Genomic DNA, 20,433 nt, shown 5'->3' with positions numbered 1-20,433 from the left:
TGATTATAATCCATCTTATATATGATTAAACTAAACTTGTAATCATTGTATAAGTAATTTTTGGCTAATATCGCGGCTATGATAAAGGCAAAAAAGCACTTTGGACAGAATTTTTTACAGGACAAATCGACACTAGATAAGATCATCCAAGCGATACCCAATGACGTAGCAAACGTCATTGAGATTGGGCCTGGCTTAGGTGATTTGACATTTAGACTTTTGCAAATTTATAAGACAACCTGTTTTGAGATAGATTGTGAGCTGTTTCAAATTTTAAAGGCCAAATTTGCAAATGAGATCCAAAATGGACAATTAAAACTTTTTTGTAAAGATGCTTTAGAGCAGTGGCAGCAAGAGGGTGGACTAAGTAGCGAGAACTACTTTTTGGTCGCAAATTTACCCTATTACGTTGCTACGAAGATGATCCTAAATGCGATAGATGACGAAAAATGCCTTGGGCTTATCGTGATGATACAAAAAGAGGTTGCTCTTAAATTTAGTGCAAAGAGCAAGGATAAAGAATTTAGCTCTTTATCGATCCTCGCTTCACTTCAAGGCAGGTGTGAGCTTTTGTTTGACGTGGATGCAAAGCTTTTTAATCCACCTCCAAAGGTCACATCTTCAGTCATCAAACTACAAAAAACAAAAAAGATTTTTGGCAAAGACGGGATTTTCAAAGATGCAAAACAATACGAGGCTTTTAAAGTATTTTTAAGAGCTGCATTTGCTTCGCCAAGAAAGACGCTTTTGAAAAATTTATCCACAAATTTTGACAAAAAGACGTTAGAAGAAATTTTTGAAGACCTAGACTTAGCTCAAAATTTACGTCCACACGAGCTAGATGTCGATTCTTATCTAAAAGTATTTGAAAGATTAAAGGAAGATAATGAACGACAAAAACGAAGAGAAAGTTGTAACTAATCAAAGCAAAAACAACAAAAGACGAAGATTTAGACCAAAAAATAAACCAAAACAAGAAGGCGAAACTACCGAGCAAGCTTCACTAGCAAGCAAAAGTGTAATAGATAACTTCTTTGCAGCAGAGCAGGCTGAAAATGAAGCGCACGCCGAGCCAAAGAGCCAAAATCCTCGCCCAAAAAAGTCAAGAAATAACAAAAATCAAAACAAAAATGGCGAAAACAATAAGCCAAAAGAGCAAAAACAAGAATCACAAGAAACAAAAACCAAAACACAAGAACAAAAAGAAAAGCCAAAAAAGGCTAAAAAGCCAAAGAAAAATTTACCAGCTAAGCTAAACGGCAATGAACAATGGCAGCAAGATATCGCAAGTGCAATGGTGGCAAACAAGGCCGTTCACGAGCTACGTCTAGAGCCGATGAAGTATCTAAACTCAAGCGAACATAAAATTCGCATAACTCCACTTGGCGGTCTTGGCGAGATCGGCGGAAATATGACGATATTTGAGACCGACACGAGCGCGATCATCGTGGATATTGGCATGAGCTTTCCAAGCGAGAGTATGCACGGCGTGGATATCCTAATTCCAGACTTTGACTATGTTAGAAAAATAAAAGACAAGATAAAAGGTGTCATCATCACTCACGCACACGAAGATCACATCGGCGCGGTACCATATTTTTACAAAGAGTTTAAATTTCCGATTTATGCCACACCTTTACCACTTGGCATGATAAATAATAAATTCGAAGAACACGGACTAAAGCAAGAGCGCTCACTCTTTAGATCGGTCGAGAAGCGAAAGCCATATCTCATAGGCGACTTTGAAGTCGAGTGGATACACATCACGCACTCTATCATCGATGCTAGCGCGCTAGCCATCACGACAAAGGCGGGCACCATCATCCATACGGGTGACTTTAAGATTGACCACACACCGATAGATGGCTATCCAACCGACCTTGGCAGACTTGCATACTACGGCGAAAGAGGTGTATTGTGCCTAATGAGCGATAGCACGAACAGCTATAAAGAGGGCTTTACTAAAAGCGAAAGTAGCGTGGGCAAAACCTTTGATGCGATTTTCTCAAAGGCCAAGGGTCGCGTCATAATGAGCACATTTAGCTCAAACATCCACCGCGTCTATCAAGCGATCGAGTGGGGGCTAAAATACAACCGCAAGGTCTGCGTCATCGGTAGATCAATGGAGAGAAATTTATATACTGCAATGGAGCTTGGTTATATCAAACTCGATAAGAAAATTTTTATCGACGCTAACGAAGTCGGCAAATTTAAAGATAACGAAGTGCTGATCGTCACCACAGGCTCTCAGGGTGAGACTATGAGCGCACTCTACAGAATGGCTACCGATGAACACAAATACATCAAAATAAAACCAACCGATCAGATAATAATCAGCTCAAAGGCGATCCCTGGTAATGAAAGCAGTATCTCAACTGTATTAAATTTCCTAATAAAATCAGGTGCAAGCGTCGCTTATCAAGACTTTAGCGAGATCCACGTCAGCGGTCACGCAGCACAAGAAGAACAAAAGCTGATGCTACGTCTTATAAAACCAAAATTTTTCTTGCCAGTTCACGGCGAGTACAATCACATCGCAAAGCACAAAGAGACAGCTATAAGCTGCGGCGTAGACGAGAGAAATATCTATCTAATGAGCGATGGCGATCAAATGGAGATCTGTCAAAAATACTTAAAACGTGTAAAAACGGTAAAAACTGGTAAAGTCTTCATAGACAATCAAATAAATAAACAAATATCAGACGATGTCGTCATCGATAGACAAAATCTTGCCGAAGCAGGTGTCGTCATGATAATCGCTCAAATTTCACGTCATGGCGCAAAGCTAATAAACAAGCCTCGTGTCATTAGCTACGGACTTGTAGGCAATAAACAAGATGCGGAGTTTAGCAAAGAGATGCAAGAAATTTTGACGCAGTTTTTAAGCAACGTCAAGGAGGAGCTTTTAAAAGATGGCAGACTACTCGAGTCACAAGTACGTCAAGTGATTAGAAAGCATATCTTTAGAAAGGTCAAAAAGTACCCAACTATCGTGCCAATTATCTATCTAATGTAAGGGAAATTTATGCAAACAATCAACCAAATCGCAGCCGAAGTCTTAAAGATAGAAGCAAACGAGCTTTTAAGACATGCTAAAAACTTAGAGATAGAAGATGCTGTAAATTTGATATTTAATACAAAAGGCAAGGTCATAGTAACAGGTGTAGGCAAGAGCGGTCATGTGGGAGCAAAGATCGCTGCTACGCTTGCAAGCACTGGTACGCCAAGCTTTTTCTTGCATCCAACAGAGGCTATGCACGGCGACCTTGGCATGATAGAAAAAGATGATGTTTTGTTAGCCATTAGCTTTAGCGGCGAGAGCGATGAGCTTATCAAAATTTTGCCTCACGTAAAGCGCTTTGGCGTAAAAATAGTCGCCATGGCAAGGAGTGAAACAAGCTCACTTGGTAAATTTAGCGATGTATTTATTAGTATAGACATAGAGAAAGAGGCCTGCCCATTAAACGCTGCTCCAACAGCATCAACCACACTAACGTTAGCTCTTGGCGATGCGTTGGCTGTTTGTTTGATGCAAAGGCGAGGCTTTAAAAAAGAGGACTTTGCAAATTTTCATCCAGGTGGCAGCCTTGGCAAGAGGCTATTTTTAAAGGTAAAAGATGTGATGAGAAGCGAAAATTTACCGATAGTTCGCTGGAATGCGAGCCTAGAAAAAGCAATCGATACTATGACACACGGTAAACTTGGCACGGTCCTAATCGTCGATAAAGATGGTATATTAAATGCTATTTTAAGCGACGGCGATCTTAGACGTGCGCTTATGAGAGAAGACTTTGATCTAGACGAGCCAGCGATGAAATTTGCAACCTTGCATCCAAAAGAGATAAACGACAAGGAAATGTTAGCCGTGGATGCGTTAGCTTTGATAGAAAAATATAAAATTCAGCTTCTGGCCGTTGTGGAAGATGGCGTACCTGTTGGTGTTTTACACATCCATGACCTTGCAAATTTAGGACTATAAAAATGGAAAAAACAAGACTCAATAAATTTATCTCACACAACACAAACTACTCACGCCGTGAGGCAGATGAGCTGATAAAAGCTGGCAAGGTTAGCATAGCAGGACGTGTGGTTAGCGATCTTGCGACAAGTGTGGATGAAGATGATAAAGTTCGTATAAATGGTCGCTTAATAAAGCTAAAAAAGGAATTTACCGTTATCGTTTATCACAAACAAAAGGGCGAGCTAGTTAGCAAAAAAGACGACCGCGGACGAAAAACGATCTACGACACATTAGATAAGAAATTTGCAAAATTTGTTAGCGTAGGGCGCTTAGACTATGCAAGTGAGGGGCTACTTTTACTAACTGACGCTCCAGCGATCGCCACAGCGCTCATGAATAGCGACTTAGAGCGCGAATACTATCTAAAAGTAAAAGGCGAGATAACAAAAGAGGTAATTGAGGCGATGATAAATGGCTTTTTTGCCAAGGATGCCACAAAAGGCGCACACGCAAAAACTACTATAAAATCAATGGAATTTAAGCCATTTCTAGCCTACAAAGTCTTTGGCTCAAGTGGTGGCTACACAAAACTAAAGGTTATCATCAACGAGGGGCAAAACAGGGAGCTTCGCCGCTTCTTTGGCTACTTTGACCTTGAAGTGATGGACCTAAAACGTGTTAGCTTTGGGCGCGTTAGCCTTGATATGCTAAAGCCTGGCAAATGGCGCTACTTCGAAAATAGCGAATATGAAGACCTAAGAGACTTTTTAAAGGTTAATAACGTTAGATACTAAATTTGGCTTGTTTCTCTAATAAAAGAAGACAAGCTAAACCAAAATAACAACAAATTTACAAAAATGGAGAAAAAATGAAAAAGGCCGCTCTTTTATCCGTGATCCTAATAACTACCAGCTTCTCTAAGGATATAGTGGAGCTTGGAATTGAAGCCTATGATCAAGGCAATTATTATAAGGCGGCCTAGATATTTAGCACGGCTTGCGATGATGGAAATGCTAAATGCTGCAATATGCTAAGGGCTTTATACTCAGATGGTCTTGGCGTCAAAGTAGACTATCATAAAGTAGCCTGGCTCTATGAAAAAGCTTGCAATGGCGAATACGCCAATGGTTGCCACAATTTAGGAGTTTTGTATATGAATGGCAATGGTGTAAAGCAAGATTATATAGAAGCAGCCAAATTTTATGAAAAAGCTTGTGATGATGGATATTCTCAAAGCTGTAATAATTTAGGAAATTTTTACTCAAAGGGGCAATCAGTAAAACAAGACCACCTAAAAGCAGCCAAACTATGGCAAAAAGCATGTGATGACGAAATTAGCCAAAGTTGTTCTAATTTGGGGGTTTTATATTTAAAAGGCCAGGGCATAAAACATGACTATATCAAAGCAATTAAACTATTTAAAAAAGCTTGTGATTTAGAATATCAGAGAGGATGTGATTATTTTAAAAAAATGAACAATAGCAACATAGACATAATAAGAATAAACTAGCAGCATATTTTAGGTAATAAATTTAAATCATTCCCTCCATTAATACCAAAAACCAAGCAAGCTCTAACAAATTTAGAGCTCCGCAAATTTATATCTTATTTTCTGAAAGCAAGATGTTTATGTATGGATTTAGTAGCGTTTCACCGCGTGCTGCGTATAGTAAGACCTCTTTAAAATAGTTATCGCATATGCCATACAAATGAAACTCATATGCCCCTATGCCATATCCCATCGGTGTGATGTCAACCCTTGAGTACCAAGCGTCTTGTGCTAGGATATAGCGGTTTGTATCCTTTGTGTATACATATAGCTTTATCTTTTCTTTATCTTTTTCTGCCATATACCAGATAAAAGAATTTGTAATATCGTTAAAGAAGTAGATATTGCCATTTGGCATGATAGCTTGAGCCGTATCGTTATTATCGGCAATGAGTGTCCTACTCTCATAACATATATATTTATTTGGTGTTAGCTCTTCGATCGGCTCTGATTTACCGTTATTTAAAACCAAAATTTTATCATCACTTATGTCGGCATTATAGGCGAGTACGGCTAAGACTAGAGCTAACAAACACAAAGAAAAAATTTGTTTTATCAAAATAAAAATCCTCTTAAAAGATAGTATTTTAGGACATAAAGCGCACAGATCAGCACACAAACACTTAGCCAGATAGATGAAAATTTAAGCTTGTGTGAGTAGTTTGTCTTTGTGATAATCTCAACAAGATATGGCATGAGGCCGTAAAATACACCGAGAAACAAACTGCCCCAGATGAGGTAGCCAACATAAAAATAGTCACCTTTTAGCATGCAGTATGGGCATTTGTGATTTGGCTGCTCGTAAACATAAAGGCCAAAAAAGTAGGTAATGGCATAGTAGCTAAGCACCAAAAACAACAAATTTGCCACAAAGCTCGCCATACTTTGCTTTAAAAAATTTAGCACCAAAATGACAAAAAAGAGCACATAAAATGCACTCACTAAGCCAAAATTTGTATAGCCGAATGGTAGCTTTGGAGCTTGAAAAGTAACAGAACAGCAAAAGACCGGCACTTTTAGTGGGATATTGTAAAAAAACGAAATTTCTATACCAAGCTCGACTAATATCATGACAAAAAGGCAGATAAAAATGGCGTATTTTTTCTTTAGATAAGGGAAATTTAGAGCCTGCAAGTCAAGCTTATTTATAACCAGCCAAATGCCAAGCCCAAAGATCAGCAAAATTTTAGTAAGCATCAGGATGCCGCCAAATTTATTTGAGCCGATCACTCCAGCTGAACACATAGCACCAGGTACGATGTCAGAGAGCTCATTTAGGCAAAGTGCAAAAAATATAAACAAAACGATCTTTATGCAGACGCAAAAAAGCAAGATCGTATTTACAAGATAGTTTTGCTTTTCAAGTGAGTATTGAAGCGATGTTAGTGCATTGTAGTCCCACGACCTCACGATCCTAACGACGTAAAAGAGCGAAATACTCATCAAAACTAACAGTACAAACTCCGCTAACAAAAAGGCAATAACGGCGTTTGATAAAAAGACACTCATACTATCTCTCCGTTTTGCAAGCTAACAACCCTATCTGTTGCACTTAGCTCATCAAAAATGCTATCGTGAGTAGCGACAATAACACTCTTTTTTAGAGCTTTAAAAGACTCTAGCAAGCCTAAAAATGCACGTGCATTATCTCTATCTAAATTTGCCGTTGGCTCATCAGCCAAGATGATGTTAGCATCCATAGATAAAGCCCTAGCTACCGCACATCTTTGACGCTCGCCACCACTTAAATTTGATACGTTCTCATCTTTTTTATGAGCGATATTTGCGAGGCTTAGAGCCTTTTTTATCATCTCATCTCGCACACTTGCCTTAAAATTTGTTAGAGCAAATGGAGCTAGTAAATTTTCATATACACTCAAGCCATCAATAAGGTTAAAATTTTGAAAAACCAATCCAAGTCTTTTGTGTCTAAGCTCAGAGCAAAAGGCATCAGGTAGCTTTGCGATGTTAGTGCCATCTATCAAAATTTCTCCACTAGTTGGCTTTTGAAGTAGGGCGATAAGAGAAAGTAGGGTACTTTTACCGCTTCCACTAATGCCTTTTAGTATCACTAGCTCGCCGTCATTAATATCTAAATTTATATTTTTTAAAGCACAAAACTCATTTTGTTTGTTTTGGTTATAAACTAGGCTAACACCTCTTATATTTATCATTTTAGCCCCTCATTTATGTCACTACTTGCTACTCTCCATGAAGGTATGAGTACAAACGCCAAAAATGGTATCACACCAAAAACAAAGATCAAAAAGAGCTTATCAAATTCTAAAATAGGGGTGAAATTTGTAAAATTTAAAAGCTCATCGCCTAAAAATATCCCTTTTAGAAGTGGAGCGTTAAGTACAAAAACAAAGAGATAAGCCAGCATAACACCGAGTAAAAAAGCACTAACACTCACGATGAAATTTTGTATAAATTTTAAAAATATAATATCTTTTATACAAAAACCAATACTTCTTAAAATAGCTATTTCACGCTTTTTACTACCATAGGCAAGTGAAATTTGGTTTTTAAGCAAGACAAAGAATATAAGCATAACGCTAACGTAAATGCTCATGAAAATTCCACCCTTATAATAGTAAAGGTGCCTAACCTTAGCCACCTCATCTTCTATACTAAGGGCGAAAGAATTTGGATATAAATTCTCTATCTTTAAAGCTACTTCACTGATTTCATCGGTGTTTGGCACCTCAACATAGAGCTTTGTATACTCTTCATCTTTTAAATTTAAGATAGCTCTTAGCGTATTTGGATGCAAAAATATAGCGTTATTTGTGATTAAGCCACTTTGTGCCGGCATGGTCTTTAATATCTTTACCGGTATCATGCGCTCTTCAGTTAGAAAATTAAAGCTCTCGTCGTAGTAAAGCTCATTCATCGCCGCCTTTACACCTTCTCCGACAATCATCTCATCCTCTTTTAAGCTATCATCTTCATATAGATGAAACCAAACACGCTTTTGAACGAAGTAGTACTCTCCATCAACCACACCCCTTACATCACTTACGCCATCAATCTTTGAGATGTCGTAGATATAGCCAGGGTGCATGAGATCATTTTTGCCAGCACGAAATGCACTCACTACGATACTTGATCTATCTTTTACTAAATTTATAAGATCATGTTGGATCGATCCAGAGATAAAAAGTACCGAGCTTAGCACAAAGATAATGAGTGCAAAGAGGCAAAAGCTAAAAAGGTGATCCTTCCTATCTTTAAAAAGCAGAACCACAGCATAGTTTATAAAATTTTTACCTATCATAGACAAAGCCTTTTTGCCCCTTTTGGTTAAAACTAAAAGCAGCATTTGCTCTTGTTATCTTAGAAATTTCTCTTAGTTCATCTTGCTTTGCTTTATGATCAAAGCTAAGATAGTGTGCCGCCAAAAGCGTATAAGAGAGTCCAAAAAATAACGCCAAAAAAACTAGAAATTTCACACTATTTACCGATAAAATTCTTTATCTCGTCAAATCTTATGACACCTTTGCCAGCATGATCTTTTAAAAAGCTCACTGCCTTTGCTTCGTCTTTAAATGGGATAAACTCATCGCCCATTGGTCCGTAAACGTTTGAGCCATGAACATAAAACGCATCTTTTGCATCAAGCTTTTCTAACGTATAATAATCGCTCACATAAGCATCTTTCATTTTGCCATCCGCAAAGTAAAATTGCGACATATCTTTTACGCCATCAAAATAATAATCCTTGCCATCTGATTTGATGAGTGTTGCCCATGGAGAATTTTTGACAAGCATGCCACATACCGCACATCTTGTGCCCTTTGGCACGACTATTCTCTCAGGTTTTTTTATTTCTTGTTTAGCTTTTGAAGCTTGGTTGCTAGTACTTAAATTTGCTGGAGCGTCCCATAGATACAAAGCGGCAGCTTGTAGGTGTTTGTCGTATTCAGGAGCTTTGTTAGCCTCTTTTGAGTCACATACTTGTTTAAGATGAGCTTTTAGCTCAGAGATAGCTTTAAAGCCTTTTGGATCTGTTTTTTCGCAGTTTGCTTCATAAAATTCTTTACCATGCGCATAAACGCCGTCCTCACGTTTAGCTTTTATCATTTTATTATCGCCCTCGAAATCCTGTCCAGCTATCTCGTAAGCTTTAGCAAAATTCATTATTTCGCCACCATTTTCTGCTTGAAATTCTTTTGCGTCAGCCTCAGTTGAGAAGGCATATTTGCTATTTCTAGTCATTGTGCCTTTAACACTACTACCAACGACATAAAAGGCTTTATTTACATCGATTAAATTTAGATTTTTAGTATCAACGACTTGTGCCTCGCTTGGAATCTTGCCTTCTGTTAGCTCGTATAAGCAGTGGAGTGATGCTACTTGCTTGCCGTTATATACGTGATTAGTCTTATAAAATTTAACCAAATTCATTCCACAAACAGCACAATACTCCTTGCCCTCGCCGCTTCCTACTAGTGTAGCCTTGCTAGGATCCACGCTTTGAAACATCGGTTTCATTTTTACAGCTTGTTCATTTGCCGAGGCACCAAAAAGTAGGGTCGCTAGTAGTGCTGAACCCAAGATAGAACGTAAAATCATATTATCTCCTTTAGTATTTTTATTTTTATATTATATAAGCTTTAAATACCGCTAGGTTAGCTTTATCAAGCATCAATGCTTTCCTAAAATTTCTAAATTCTCGCACGCTTCTTTTAAGCCATTTTTGCAGCTTCTAGTAAAAATTTCACGTGCTTTCTCCACGTCTTCTTTTACGCCTTTGCCTTCAGCTAGCATGATAGCGTAGTTGTTGCAGCCCTTTTCATATCCATATATGCACGCTTGCTCGTAAAGCTTTGTGGCTTTTGTAAGGTTTTGATCAACGCCTTGTGCATAAACATATAAAAATCCAAGATTATCACACCCTATGCCAGCTTCGTTTGCACAAGCCATTTCGTAGTTTGCTTTGGCTTTTGCGTAGTCTTTCTCGACACCTTCGCCTTGTGCATATAGATAGCCAAGGTTGCTACATCCTATGCCGTCCCCTGCCTTGCAAGCCTTTTCGTAAAGCTCTTTTGCCTTTTTAAGATCCTTTGTCACGCCGGTGCCATTTGCATAAAGCAAGCCAAGCTCCGTGCAACCCTCATTATCCTTACAAGCCTTTTCGTAAAATTTAACTGCTTTTTCTAGGTCTTTCTCCACACCTTTGCCTTTTTCATAGGCATAGCCAAGATTACTGCAAGCCATAGAGAAATTTTGATCACAAGCCTTTTCATAAAGCATCGCCGCCTTTGCTTCGTCCTTTTTGACGTTACCATCACCTCTACTGTAAAGCACAGCTAGATTGTAGCAGCCTGATGCCTTTTTCTCTTTATCGCAAGCATCTTCATAAATTTGTGCTAGCTTGTTGTGATCGTCTTTTGCGCTTAAAGCCTCTTTGATATAGCCAGCATTTAATAGTCCCAAACAAGCAAACAATAAAACCAAACTCTTTTTCATCATATCTCCTAAATCTCTTTTATATCCTTACCTCTATAAGCAAAGGCGATTAGCAAAGCCAAGAGCATTAAAAGCAAATAAAGCAAATTTGAAACGCTAAATCCATCGCCATTTGCGTATGAGTGAAGTCCGCTTAGATAGAAATTTACACCAAAATAGGTAAAAATAACTGAACCAAAAGAGAGCACGCTAGCTACCAAAAAAGTAAAAATATTTTTTAATCTTGGGATAAATCTTAAATGAAGCACAATGGCATAAATAATTATCGTAATGTACGACCAGCTCTCTTTGCTGTCCCAGCCCCAGTATCTACCCCAGCTCTCGTTTGCCCAGACGCCGCCAAGAAAATTTCCAATAGTTAGCAAGCTAAGTCCTATGATGAGGCTTAGCTCATTAGTTGCGGCGAGGTATCTTATCTGCTCACTAAGCTTTTGCTCGTTTTTTTGATTTTTTATAGCCATTAAAAGAAGCCCAAGAAGCCCAAGCACAAAGCTAAAACCTAAAAAGCCATAGCTTGCCGTGATGACACTTACATGCACACTAAGCCAAAATGACTTTAAAACTGGGACTAGATTTGTTATTTGTGGATTTATAAAATTTAAATGAGCCACAAGCAAGCTCACACTTGCAAAAAGTGAAGCAGCTCCAAGAGCGAAGCTTTGATGCTTGAAAAATAGCACTCCAGCTAATACACTTGCAAGCGAGATATACACTAAGCTCTCATAAGCATCACTCCAAGGCGCATGCCCTGAGATATAAGCACGAAGAGCTAAATTTAGCAAATGTACCGCAAAGCCAAAATAAAATGCAAGGCTAAGCGCTTTTTCAAATCTAAATTTCTTTCCAGAAAATAGCCTATAAAAGCCAAGAGCGAGCGAAACTAATCCAAGAATCATGTAAAAATATATAAGAAATTTAAAAATTTCCATTTGGTTATAAAGCACTTCAAGCTCCACCTTTGCCTCGCTTGGCGCAAGAGAGCCTAGAATGCTTCTTTGATAGCTTGAAATTTTCTCCAAGCTCTTATCAGCTTCTTTGCACTCACCACTTTTTACGCAAAGGCTTAAATTTTCTATATAAGCGCCCAAAATGCTTTTAAGCTCGTTTGAAATTTCACTTGAGCTAAAGGCTTCATTTACGCCTAGCCACGTGAGCTTATCACCATTTTTAGCTGGGATAAATTTAAGCATCTCGCCCTTTAGCGCAAGATATAAGACATTTAATCTCTCGTCAAATTTTATAACGTCACTATCAAATTTATCTCTTTTTGAGGCAGATTTTTCATTTGCAGCTTCTACAAATTTAGCCAGCTTATACTCGCCATTTTCGTTAAAGACATCGTTAAAACTAGCAAATTTTTCATTAACTCCCAAAAGCTCGCCCACACGCTCACTTGTGATCTTTACCATCCTTTTATCCATCCACTCTTTTGGCGAGATAGCAAAAGAGAGCATTAGCTCCTCGCTACTAAGCCCAAATAGCGTAGTTTTGGTTGAAATTTTACTTATCACAGCTCTTGAGTAAGAGCCAGCTGGAGCGATTCTGTTATCAGCTTGAGTTAAAATTTTGGCAAATTTGCTTGCATGAGCGTCTAAATTTTTATTATTTTCATTGGCAAAATTTGGAGTAGCATTTAAAAGCAAAATAGCCAAAAATACGATTTGCGAACCTTTTATAAAATTTAGCAGCCTAAAAAATCGGCTCTTTTTACTAAATAAATTTGCCACAAAGCCAAGACAAAGCAAGAAATATCCGATATAAGTTGGGATTTTGCCAGGATCACGGCTGATCTCAAAAGCGCTTCCAAGCTCGTCAGGATCGTATGAAGACTGAAAAATTTTATAGCCATCAATCGTTAGTGGATTATTTAGCGAGATGTCGTACTTACTGCCAGCGATACTTACTTTGCTTGTATAAGATGATGGACTATTTAGCCCTGCATATCGCTCTAAAATAAACTCGTCAAGCTTTAATGAAAATGGTAAATTTAAAGCCTTTGAGCTAAAGTAAAATTTCACCTCTTGCCCACCAAAACTTAGCACACTAGGCTCCAGCTCATATCCGGCTCCGCCTTTTAGTTTAATACTCTTTTTTTCGCCGTTAAAACTTATCTCTAAACTAAGCGTAGCAGGAGCATTTTTCTCATCTTTTTTATATCCAAGCAAATTAATTATAAATTCTTTGCCGTCTATAAAATTTTTAAACTCAAAGTCGTTTTTACCAAATAAGCTTAATTTTAATGGATAACTAAAATTTTCTCCAAGCATTTCGACTATAAGATAAGGCTTTACGCTTTGCATGGTGTTGCCGCTCTCGCCAACTCTTAGATGTAGCACGCCCTCTTCGCCAAAATACCTTGTAAGCGCAGCCCCGATGAAGATAATAATAAAAGCAAGATGTATCAAAAATGCGCCAAATTTTTTATACATCTTGGTTTTTACGATACTAATGGCTAAACAAATGGTGCAAGCAAACATAACACACTCGTACCAAAGCGCTTCATAGACAAGTACTCTGGCCGTTTGTGTGTCATAAAAATTTTCTAAAAAGGTCGCAAGTCCTGCACCAAAAGCAAGAATAAATAATAATATCAAAGACAAGCGGTAGATATTTAAAATTCTCATCGCTCGCCTCTACTTTAAATGCTATAAGTTTGTCCCGCATAAAGTATAAACACCCTAAGCAGTAAAACACCAATAACAGCCGCTAATGAACTGATATAAAAGCTAAATTTTAGGCTAGCTACTTTTTTGCCAAATGCAAAATTTAAAACAAAAGGCACAATAAAGCCAACCAGCACAACACCAAGCCAAAAGAAATTTGCCCAAACGCCACTATAAAAAGCAACAGCTGCATTTTGCTGATAACTTGAGCCAAGTAAAAGCGATACAAAAAGCATTAAAATGAGTAAAATTTCAGCCCCCAAAACGCTAAATTCTACGCTATGAAGCGAATGAAGGTCGCTTGAATGTGGATCTTCTTTAAATAAAGCTGCTGCAACCAAGCTACTGCCACTTATGCCAGCACTTAGTCCTGAAGCTATAAATAAAGCTGGAAGCACAGCTGTGTTTAAGAGTGGGAATCTAATCAAAACTGAGATCAAAAATCCAGTATAAGCACAAATTATTACAGCAAAAATAAGACAAATACGACTTAAAAATGGATAAAGCGGTATTAAAATTTTCATTATTAGTGCAAAAAGAGCGCTAAAGGATTTTAAACTTTTGGCTAAGAAATTTGAAATCTCATCATTAAATGCATAAAGGCACATCAAAAAGCTAAGCGGTATAAATATACAAAGTCCAGCAACACCGATAGACATAACTGATGTGAAATTATAATTAATCAAAATTTTCCAAAATAAAAGCGGCTTTTCAAGATCAGCTATCAAGCAAACCATACCGAGCATGATGCTAACAAAGGCTAGAAGCGAAGCAGCCTTGAAAAATGGACTAAAGCTCTTTTGCTTTTTATAGTGTTTTAAAAGTATAGCAGCGATTAGCGCTCCACCACTCATACCAGCTAGCAAAAGATAAACAGCGATCGGCCAGCCCCACTCTACTCCATGCGAAAATGTTGCAGTAAAATTTAATGCACCATCCATCTTACACCCCCATTTTTACTTTAGGAATATATCTAAGGCTTGGTTTTGTGCCAAGCTCTGCTCTTAGCCTTATGCTATCTTTTACGGCTAGTAGCTTGCTGATGTGCGAATCTTCATCGTTAAGATCACCAAAAACGATCGCTTCATATCTACAAGCTTCTACGCAAGCTGGCTCTTTTTCGTCCTTTAAATTTGTATCTACGCAAAAGTTACAGCTTTGAGCTGAGTGCGTAACCTTATCGATATATCTCACGTCATATGGACAGGCTACGATGCAGTATTTACAGGCGATACAATCATCTATATTTGTAGTTTGTATGCCAGTTTTTTCGTCTTTATGACAAGCCTTGGTCGGACAAACAGCTACACAAGGCGCATCGACGCACTGCTGACAAGACACTCTTACAAATCTTTTATCGAGTAAATTTTTAGGATTAGTCTTATCTTCTATAAAAAGTCTCATCTGTCCTTTTGGGACTAAATTTACCTTTCTGCAAGCTATCTCGCAGTCTGTACAGCCAACACATTTATTTTGGTCAAATATCATACCAAAGTGTGGTTTTTTTACACTTTCTTCACTCTTAAAAGCAAAACCACTACTTGCCGCACCAGCACCAGCAGCCACAACTACCATGCTTTTTAAAAAGGCTCTTCTATTTTTTTGATTTTGCATTTTTAACTCCATTTTATATCTTAATGAGGCTTTTTAATGCCCTCATTTAGTTCTTTTTCGTGAATTTTCTTTGCAGCCTCGGCTAACTCACCTGGCTTTAAGACCTTAACAAGCTCTATCTCAAAAACAATAGTCTCGCCTCCAGGTATACCCTCCATGCCGCTATTGCCGTATGCAAGTTCTGGCGGGATAACAAATTTAAACTTATCGCCCTCTTTCATGAGCATTAAGCCCTCTTCAAGACCTGGGATCAAATTTAGCATAGAAAGATGGGCTGGAGCCTCTTTTGTCTCATCAAAGACCTTACCATCGATAAAACTAGCTTTATAGTTTGCTATGATGATACTCTCTTGTTTTGGAGTCGCTCCCTTTTTGCTTGATTTTAAAATTTCATATTGTAATTTTGATTTTGTCGTTTTTACATTTTTATTTTTTGCATTTTTATCCATAAAAGCCTTGCCTTGCTTTAAATTCTCTTTAAGCACGGCAGCTTCTTTTTCTTTTACTATCTTGTCTAAATTTTCAGCTCTTTTGTTTAGTAGCTTTGCTATCTCATCATCGCTTAGTTTTAGCTCTCCTTTTAGTGCATCACTAAAACCTTTGATAACGGCCTCAGCATCGTAGCTAATGCCTATTTGTTTTTGTTCAAGTAACCCTTTTAAAACATATCCACCACTTGTTGCTCCCATAGCATAAGACTCATTTGAATCTACATTTGCAAGCAAACCAGAAGCACTTAAGCTAAGAAGTAGCGTAAATTTTAAAACCTTATTTTTCATATCGGACCCTTAAGATTAAAGGGGCTAAAACTAGCCCCTAAATGCTATAAATTTTTATTCAAAATTCTTTGAGCTTCTTTTATATACTCTTTTGATGCATCGAGTTTTTGTTTAGTAAATTTAAATCCGTGCATACCCCACGAACCATCTTTTTCAACCATATCGATGATCTCTTGAGCATTTTGGATAAGCTCATAAACTCTTACTTTATCACTTGCGTCAAGTTTTTTGGTCTCAAGTAGTGAGTAAAGTCCTTCAATACCAATCTTAACTTCAGAGAATTCATTCTTAACTGGAGTTTGCCATCCCATAACTTCATCATAAACTTGTTTTTGGTTTTTGAAGTGAAGTGTTGGTTTTAGCTCAGATAATACTGGGCTGTGGCAGCCTTTGGTATCTTTCATATCTTTATCAGCCCAAGATGTTCTAGCGCACGCCCACATCAAGTCAACGTAGTTATGGCCATTTTTATCTCTCTCAAAGTGCCAATCTTTAGCATCTCTTGGACCTTTAGCAGCATCGCCTGGTACTAGAGATTTCTCTTTTGGATCAACCATGATCTTCCAGATGTGAGATCTTCTTTGAGTATCAAAGCCAGCGTTGTCTTGGAACTGAACAGCATAGAAATTCTCACAACTCATCATAAATGGCATGTGGCAAGATGCACAAGTGTTATCTTTGTGAGTATCTGCTTTAGATGCGATATATGCTTGAGTCTCGTGGCAATCTTTACACTCTTTTCTAATTTTTGGTTTAGTATAGAATGAGCTTAGATAGCCTTGTTCTGAGTTATAGTTCATACCAGTTACGCTCTTATCGCCTACAACTGGACCTGTGTTATCGTGTGGATCGTGGCAAGTAACACATCTCATACCTTTGTCATAGTGAGCTGTAAAGTATGATTGAGAACCTTCAGAACCACATCCTGGTCCCATTGATTTAAATTTAGAGCTAAGTGAGAGATCAAGCTTACCGTTATTAAGAGGATTAGCACGAGCTAGATCTGGACTAAAGTTAAATCTTTGGTGGCAGCGTTCGCAGTTTGATGTTCTAAAATTTGTAGCTCCATCAAGGTGACCGCCAGCTCCGTGGCACTCCTCGCAGCTTACGCCTTTTGAGATAGTGTGTTTTTGAAGCTCTTTGGCATTACCAAGTGCTGCATAAAATTCTGCTTTTGATTTGAAATCGAATTTAACTGGGTGACAAACTTCACAATATGATGAGTTTGCTTGGAAAAACATTGATTTTTTATGTTTTGCGGCGTATGAAGCTAGACCTCTGACATATCCGCCATTGTCGCCGTACTCTTCAAGAGTGCCAGGAAATTCTGGGACAAGCTCTTTTATCTTTTTAACAGTAGCGTCGTCTAAATTTAACGCCCATGTTCTTTGCCATTGGTTACCACCAGCCACGATCTGACCTGTACCATCTCTTAGCAAACCACCCTCAACATAGTAAGTACCACGAAGTAACCATGCATCTACGTAGCCCATTTTTGTTCTTAAGTGACCAACGGTTGCGTAGATAACATCTGGAGTGATACCTTTTGGAAGGATAGAAGCGGTATCTTTGTCAAATACTGGCTCAGTTAGGTTGTTATTAACCTCTGGGTGCTCGCCAGGGAAACGCATAGTAGTTGCGTGGCGAGATCTGCTCCATACTTCATACTGAGCTGGGTGACACTCACCGCACTTTTCTGGTCCTACAAATTTGTTAGGAAATTGAAGTGATGAAGTGGCTGGAATTCTATACATCATAGAGCTATAGCCCTTACCGCCATCTCTTTTACTAAGCTTTGACATATCAAAGCCATGTCCCTCGGCAAGCCACTCTAAGCCACGGTCGTGAACGACCATTTTACCGACGGTTTTACCACCATATTTTGTAAAAATAGGGTGGTTTTTAAATAACCAGTTATACATCTCTTGCTCTTCTACAACGTAGTCTTGCAAGGAGATAACACCTCTACTTTGCAGTGTGCCTTTAGGATTTGCGATAACATCACGTGCTTTATCGGACATCTGCATATTATGCTCTTCGCAACAGGCTTGTGAAGCGAAGATGCTAACACCCATGAGCAAACCAGCTAAGGCTTTTTGTAGATTTCTCATGTGCCCTCCTTTAAATTTTTTATCCTAAAATCAAAATGATTTCATACTGATAATACTAACACCAAAAAAGGGTAGAAAAGGGGGAATTTTAATAAATTATAAATTTTCGAAACTAATTGTAAATGTAATACTATTTTCATCTACGTTTCTAGCAAAGATTAGAGCGTTATTTTTACTAGCGATTAGCCGACTCATATATAGACCAAGCCCGCTGCCAGACTCTTTTGTGCTAAAGTGTGGCTCAAAGATAACCTTTAAAAACGAAGCCTTTATAGCTCCTGCATTATTTTGCACGCATAAATTTTTACGATTATCTTTTATGAAAGTATAAATTTTTATTACTCTTGGCTTTACATAGCTTTGTTTAAATGCATCTTTTGCGTTATTTATAATATTTATTAAAATTTGGATTATTTCATTAAAATTTGCAAAAATCGTAAAATTTTCTCTTATATCGATCTCTATTTCAATTTGATATTTCTTAAGTGAGGCGTTTAGAATTTTTATAGTCTGATTTACTACTTCCTCTACGCTAAACTCCCTTTTTAAAGTATTTGGCTTAAAAAAGTTTTTAAAATCATCAACCGTTTCAGACATGAAATTTATCTGCTTGCTAGTCTCTTCTATAAACTCATAAATTTTTGCTTCATCAAGCTTTTTTCGCTCCTGATAGAGCTCTAAATTTATTAAAGCTGAGCTAATTTGAGCTAAAGGCTGCTTCCACTGATGTGAGATATTGCCTATCATCTCGCCCATTGAGGCTAGGCGGCTTTGATGTATCATTAGCTGCTCAGTCTGTCTTTTACTCTCTTCTCCGCGCCTATGCATCTTATAAACAAGTAGCAAAAATATCCCAAATACAAAGGCTATCGCGCTCATTATGATGACAACCTCTTTTAAATGGTAAGAAAAAATGGCACGTAGTGGGATTTTAAAAGATAGCATTGCCATCATCTCACTTGCTTCAGAAATTTTTCCATTTGAAATTTCATAGCGATCCAACATCTGTTTTGGAGCACTTTCGCTATTGTGACAGGCTAGGCAAGATGTATTTTGACTTTTTATAGGAAGCCCTACAAAAAATTGTGAGCCGTTTTCATCTTTTATAATCTTTGAAAACTCACTAAATTTATTCTCTTTAAAGCCTTTTAACACCTGCGCTTCAAATTCATTTGGCTCATGAGCTTTATTTAAAGGTGCCATGGCGACTAGTTTGTAGTCAAAATCAAGATTGTATTTTTTCTTTTGGATATTATAAATTTCACGGCTTATATATGAAGATGAAAGCAATCTCTCATCAAAAAAATCCTCTTTTATAATGCCATCATGCTTTAGCTGCTCTATTAGCGGACGCTGAACGCCTGCAACGTACTCTCTTACAGAATTTATACTCTCAAGCACATAATACGCCTCTTTTTTGGCATCTTTCATTGCAAGATTATTATAAAAATTTAAAACAAGTGCGGATATTAAGAGATAAACAAAGATAAAAACACTAACGATTAGCTGAAATTTATATTTCACAAAGATAACCTACACCGTATAAATTTTTAATCACATCTTTGCCAAGCTTCCTTCTAAGCTCTTTTACGATCGTCTTTATCGCCTCTTTGCTTGGCTGTTCATACTCCCAAATATAATCAAAAATTTGTTCATAAGTTATAGTTTGATTTTTGTTGTTTAAAAAATACTCTAAAAGCCTACTTTCACTCTTACTTAGATGAGAAATTTCACCATTTATATAAAGTACTTTTTTGCCAAAATCATATTCTAATTCATCATTTAGCCTAAGAGTCGGCTTGCGTCCAACAAGCTCTAAAGCAACGTCTTCTAGGGCTTTTATAAATGACTTTTTATCATATGGCTTTGCAAGATACCTTGTGATCTTTAGCTCAACTGCTCTCCACAAATACTCTTGCTCGACGTGGCTTGATAAGATCACGATAGGAATTTTTTGATTTATAGTTCTTACTTTTTTAGCGATCTCTAGGCCATCGATGTTTGGCACACTTATATCAAGCACCAAAACATCATAAGTATCGCTCATCGCTAGCTCAAGTGCTTCACAGCCGTCTTGCACGCCTGTTACCTCTCCAAAAAATAGCTCCAAAGAAGCACAAATATTTTTTAAAATCGCCTCTTCATCTTCAAGGCAAAGGACCTTTTTATTTGATAAAACGTCTAAAATATCATATTCTTGCATAGCTTCATCTCGCTTTTTGAGCAGATATTATCACTTGGTAGCTTAAAAAATAAGATTATCTAAAAAATAATTCATACC

The 20,433-nt window shown here is 37.7% G+C and carries 19 protein-coding genes; 5 read left to right on the top strand and 14 right to left on the bottom strand.

Going from position 1 to position 20,433, the window contains the following annotated elements; genetic code table 11:
• Positions 1-78 precede the first annotated feature (78 nt).
• The 5 genes from rsmA to CYP64_RS07240 all read left to right on the top strand — a co-directional run bounded on the left by rsmA (position 79) and on the right by CYP64_RS07240 (position 5,471).
• Entirely contained in the window at positions 79-921 is an 843-nt protein-coding gene (gene rsmA / locus CYP64_RS07260; protein WP_103649241.1) for a 16S rRNA (adenine(1518)-N(6)/adenine(1519)-N(6))-dimethyltransferase RsmA, read from the top strand.
• The gene (locus CYP64_RS07255) at positions 887-3,016 is read left to right on the top strand and encodes a ribonuclease J (RefSeq protein WP_181001707.1); all 2,130 of its coding nucleotides are present in this window, start codon (positions 887-889) and stop codon (positions 3,014-3,016) included. Before rsmA ends, CYP64_RS07255 begins: the two co-directional genes overlap by 35 nt.
• 9 nt (positions 3,017-3,025) lie before the next feature.
• The gene (locus CYP64_RS07250; protein ID WP_103649232.1) at positions 3,026-3,979 is read left to right on the top strand and encodes a KpsF/GutQ family sugar-phosphate isomerase; all 954 of its coding nucleotides are present in this window, start codon (positions 3,026-3,028) and stop codon (positions 3,977-3,979) included.
• A 2-nt stretch (positions 3,980-3,981) separates the two neighbouring features.
• Entirely contained in the window at positions 3,982-4,755 is a 774-nt protein-coding gene (locus CYP64_RS07245) for a pseudouridine synthase (protein ID WP_103649231.1), read from the top strand.
• Between the two features lie 233 nt (positions 4,756-4,988).
• Positions 4,989-5,471, top strand: coding sequence for a tetratricopeptide repeat protein (locus CYP64_RS07240; RefSeq protein ID WP_258032984.1), 483 nt, complete (start codon positions 4,989-4,991; stop codon positions 5,469-5,471).
• A gap of 88 nt (positions 5,472-5,559) precedes the next feature.
• Here the strand turns inward: CYP64_RS07240 and CYP64_RS07235 are convergent, their stop codons facing one another.
• The 14 genes from CYP64_RS07235 to CYP64_RS07170 form a co-directional block, all read right to left on the bottom strand.
• The gene (locus tag CYP64_RS07235) at positions 5,560-6,069 is read right to left on the bottom strand and encodes a hypothetical protein (RefSeq protein ID WP_103649230.1); all 510 of its coding nucleotides are present in this window, start codon (positions 6,067-6,069) and stop codon (positions 5,560-5,562) included.
• Positions 6,066-7,019: a hypothetical protein gene (locus CYP64_RS07230; RefSeq protein WP_103649229.1), complete on the bottom strand. Its 954-nt coding sequence runs from the start codon at positions 7,017-7,019 to the stop codon at positions 6,066-6,068. Before CYP64_RS07230 ends, CYP64_RS07235 begins: the two co-directional genes overlap by 4 nt.
• Positions 7,016-7,684, bottom strand: coding sequence for an ABC transporter ATP-binding protein (locus CYP64_RS07225; protein ID WP_054197336.1), 669 nt, complete (start codon positions 7,682-7,684; stop codon positions 7,016-7,018). Before CYP64_RS07225 ends, CYP64_RS07230 begins: the two co-directional genes overlap by 4 nt.
• The gene (locus tag CYP64_RS07220) at positions 7,681-8,790 is read right to left on the bottom strand and encodes an ABC transporter permease (RefSeq protein WP_085658401.1); all 1,110 of its coding nucleotides are present in this window, start codon (positions 8,788-8,790) and stop codon (positions 7,681-7,683) included. The genes CYP64_RS07225 and CYP64_RS07220 overlap by 4 nt, the downstream gene beginning before the upstream one ends.
• Positions 8,780-8,965, bottom strand: coding sequence for a hypothetical protein (locus CYP64_RS07215; protein ID WP_054197437.1), 186 nt, complete (start codon positions 8,963-8,965; stop codon positions 8,780-8,782). The genes CYP64_RS07220 and CYP64_RS07215 overlap by 11 nt, the downstream gene beginning before the upstream one ends.
• Before the next feature lies 1 nt (position 8,966).
• Positions 8,967-10,088, bottom strand: coding sequence for a nitrous oxide reductase accessory protein NosL (locus tag CYP64_RS07210; protein ID WP_103649228.1), 1,122 nt, complete (start codon positions 10,086-10,088; stop codon positions 8,967-8,969).
• 72 nt (positions 10,089-10,160) lie between these two features.
• Positions 10,161-10,985, bottom strand: a complete 825-nt coding sequence (locus CYP64_RS07205; protein ID WP_103649227.1) for an SEL1-like repeat protein — start codon at positions 10,983-10,985, stop codon at positions 10,161-10,163.
• An 8-nt stretch (positions 10,986-10,993) separates the two neighbouring features.
• On the bottom strand, positions 10,994-13,609 hold the full coding sequence (gene ccsA, locus CYP64_RS07200) for a cytochrome c biogenesis protein (RefSeq protein WP_103649226.1): 2,616 nt from the start codon (positions 13,607-13,609) through the stop codon (positions 10,994-10,996).
• Between the two features lie 14 nt (positions 13,610-13,623).
• Positions 13,624-14,589 carry an NrfD/PsrC family molybdoenzyme membrane anchor subunit gene (gene nrfD, locus CYP64_RS07195; protein ID WP_103649225.1) on the bottom strand — a complete coding sequence of 322 codons (966 nt, stop codon included), beginning with the start codon at positions 14,587-14,589 and terminating at the stop codon, positions 13,624-13,626.
• A gap of 1 nt (position 14,590) precedes the next feature.
• Complete coding sequence (locus CYP64_RS07190; RefSeq protein ID WP_072595319.1) at positions 14,591-15,262, bottom strand: 4Fe-4S dicluster domain-containing protein; 672 nt, start codon at positions 15,260-15,262, stop codon at positions 14,591-14,593.
• Positions 15,263-15,282: 20 nt separating this feature from the next.
• The gene (locus CYP64_RS07185) at positions 15,283-16,041 is read right to left on the bottom strand and encodes an FKBP-type peptidyl-prolyl cis-trans isomerase (RefSeq protein ID WP_103649224.1); all 759 of its coding nucleotides are present in this window, start codon (positions 16,039-16,041) and stop codon (positions 15,283-15,285) included.
• A 44-nt stretch (positions 16,042-16,085) separates the two neighbouring features.
• A complete protein-coding gene (locus CYP64_RS07180; RefSeq protein WP_021090404.1) occupies positions 16,086-18,152 on the bottom strand; it encodes a multiheme c-type cytochrome in 2,067 nt (688 codons plus the stop codon).
• A gap of 96 nt (positions 18,153-18,248) precedes the next feature.
• A complete protein-coding gene (locus CYP64_RS07175; protein ID WP_103649223.1) occupies positions 18,249-19,676 on the bottom strand; it encodes a c-type heme family protein in 1,428 nt (475 codons plus the stop codon).
• On the bottom strand, positions 19,666-20,355 hold the full coding sequence (locus CYP64_RS07170; RefSeq protein ID WP_103649222.1) for a response regulator transcription factor: 690 nt from the start codon (positions 20,353-20,355) through the stop codon (positions 19,666-19,668). Before CYP64_RS07170 ends, CYP64_RS07175 begins: the two co-directional genes overlap by 11 nt.
• Between the last annotated feature and the right edge of the window lie 78 nt (positions 20,356-20,433).

The organism is Campylobacter concisus, from assembly GCF_002913945.1.
Taxonomy (GTDB): Bacteria; Campylobacterota; Campylobacteria; order Campylobacterales; family Campylobacteraceae; genus Campylobacter_A; species Campylobacter_A concisus_P.
This window is presented reverse-complemented; position numbering and strand designations above follow the sequence as displayed.

Excerpts from the sequence above, each read along its gene's own strand:
- CYP64_RS07190 (WP_072595319.1), bottom strand. The coding sequence starts at position 15,262 with ATGCAAAATCAAAAAAATAGAAGAGCCTTTTTAAAAAGCATGGTAGTT.
- CYP64_RS07210 (WP_103649228.1), bottom strand. The coding sequence starts at position 10,088 with ATGATTTTACGTTCTATCTTGGGTTCAGCACTACTAGCGACCCTACTT.
- CYP64_RS07245 (WP_103649231.1), top strand. The coding sequence starts at position 3,982 with ATGGAAAAAACAAGACTCAATAAATTTATCTCACACAACACAAACTAC.
- CYP64_RS07230 (WP_103649229.1), bottom strand. The coding sequence starts at position 7,019 with ATGAGTGTCTTTTTATCAAACGCCGTTATTGCCTTTTTGTTAGCGGAG.
- CYP64_RS07170 (WP_103649222.1), bottom strand. The coding sequence starts at position 20,355 with ATGCAAGAATATGATATTTTAGACGTTTTATCAAATAAAAAGGTCCTT.
- CYP64_RS07225 (WP_054197336.1), bottom strand. The coding sequence starts at position 7,684 with ATGATAAATATAAGAGGTGTTAGCCTAGTTTATAACCAAAACAAACAA.
- CYP64_RS07250 (WP_103649232.1), top strand. The coding sequence starts at position 3,026 with ATGCAAACAATCAACCAAATCGCAGCCGAAGTCTTAAAGATAGAAGCA.
- CYP64_RS07185 (WP_103649224.1), bottom strand. The coding sequence starts at position 16,041 with ATGAAAAATAAGGTTTTAAAATTTACGCTACTTCTTAGCTTAAGTGCT.
- ccsA (WP_103649226.1), bottom strand. The coding sequence starts at position 13,609 with ATGAGAATTTTAAATATCTACCGCTTGTCTTTGATATTATTATTTATT.
- CYP64_RS07255 (WP_181001707.1), top strand. The coding sequence starts at position 887 with ATGAACGACAAAAACGAAGAGAAAGTTGTAACTAATCAAAGCAAAAAC.
- CYP64_RS07220 (WP_085658401.1), bottom strand. The coding sequence starts at position 8,790 with ATGATAGGTAAAAATTTTATAAACTATGCTGTGGTTCTGCTTTTTAAA.
- CYP64_RS07205 (WP_103649227.1), bottom strand. The coding sequence starts at position 10,985 with ATGAAAAAGAGTTTGGTTTTATTGTTTGCTTGTTTGGGACTATTAAAT.
- rsmA (WP_103649241.1), top strand. The coding sequence starts at position 79 with ATGATAAAGGCAAAAAAGCACTTTGGACAGAATTTTTTACAGGACAAA.
- CYP64_RS07240 (WP_258032984.1), top strand. The coding sequence starts at position 4,989 with ATGCTAAGGGCTTTATACTCAGATGGTCTTGGCGTCAAAGTAGACTAT.
- nrfD (WP_103649225.1), bottom strand. The coding sequence starts at position 14,589 with ATGGATGGTGCATTAAATTTTACTGCAACATTTTCGCATGGAGTAGAG.
- CYP64_RS07180 (WP_021090404.1), bottom strand. The coding sequence starts at position 18,152 with ATGAGAAATCTACAAAAAGCCTTAGCTGGTTTGCTCATGGGTGTTAGC.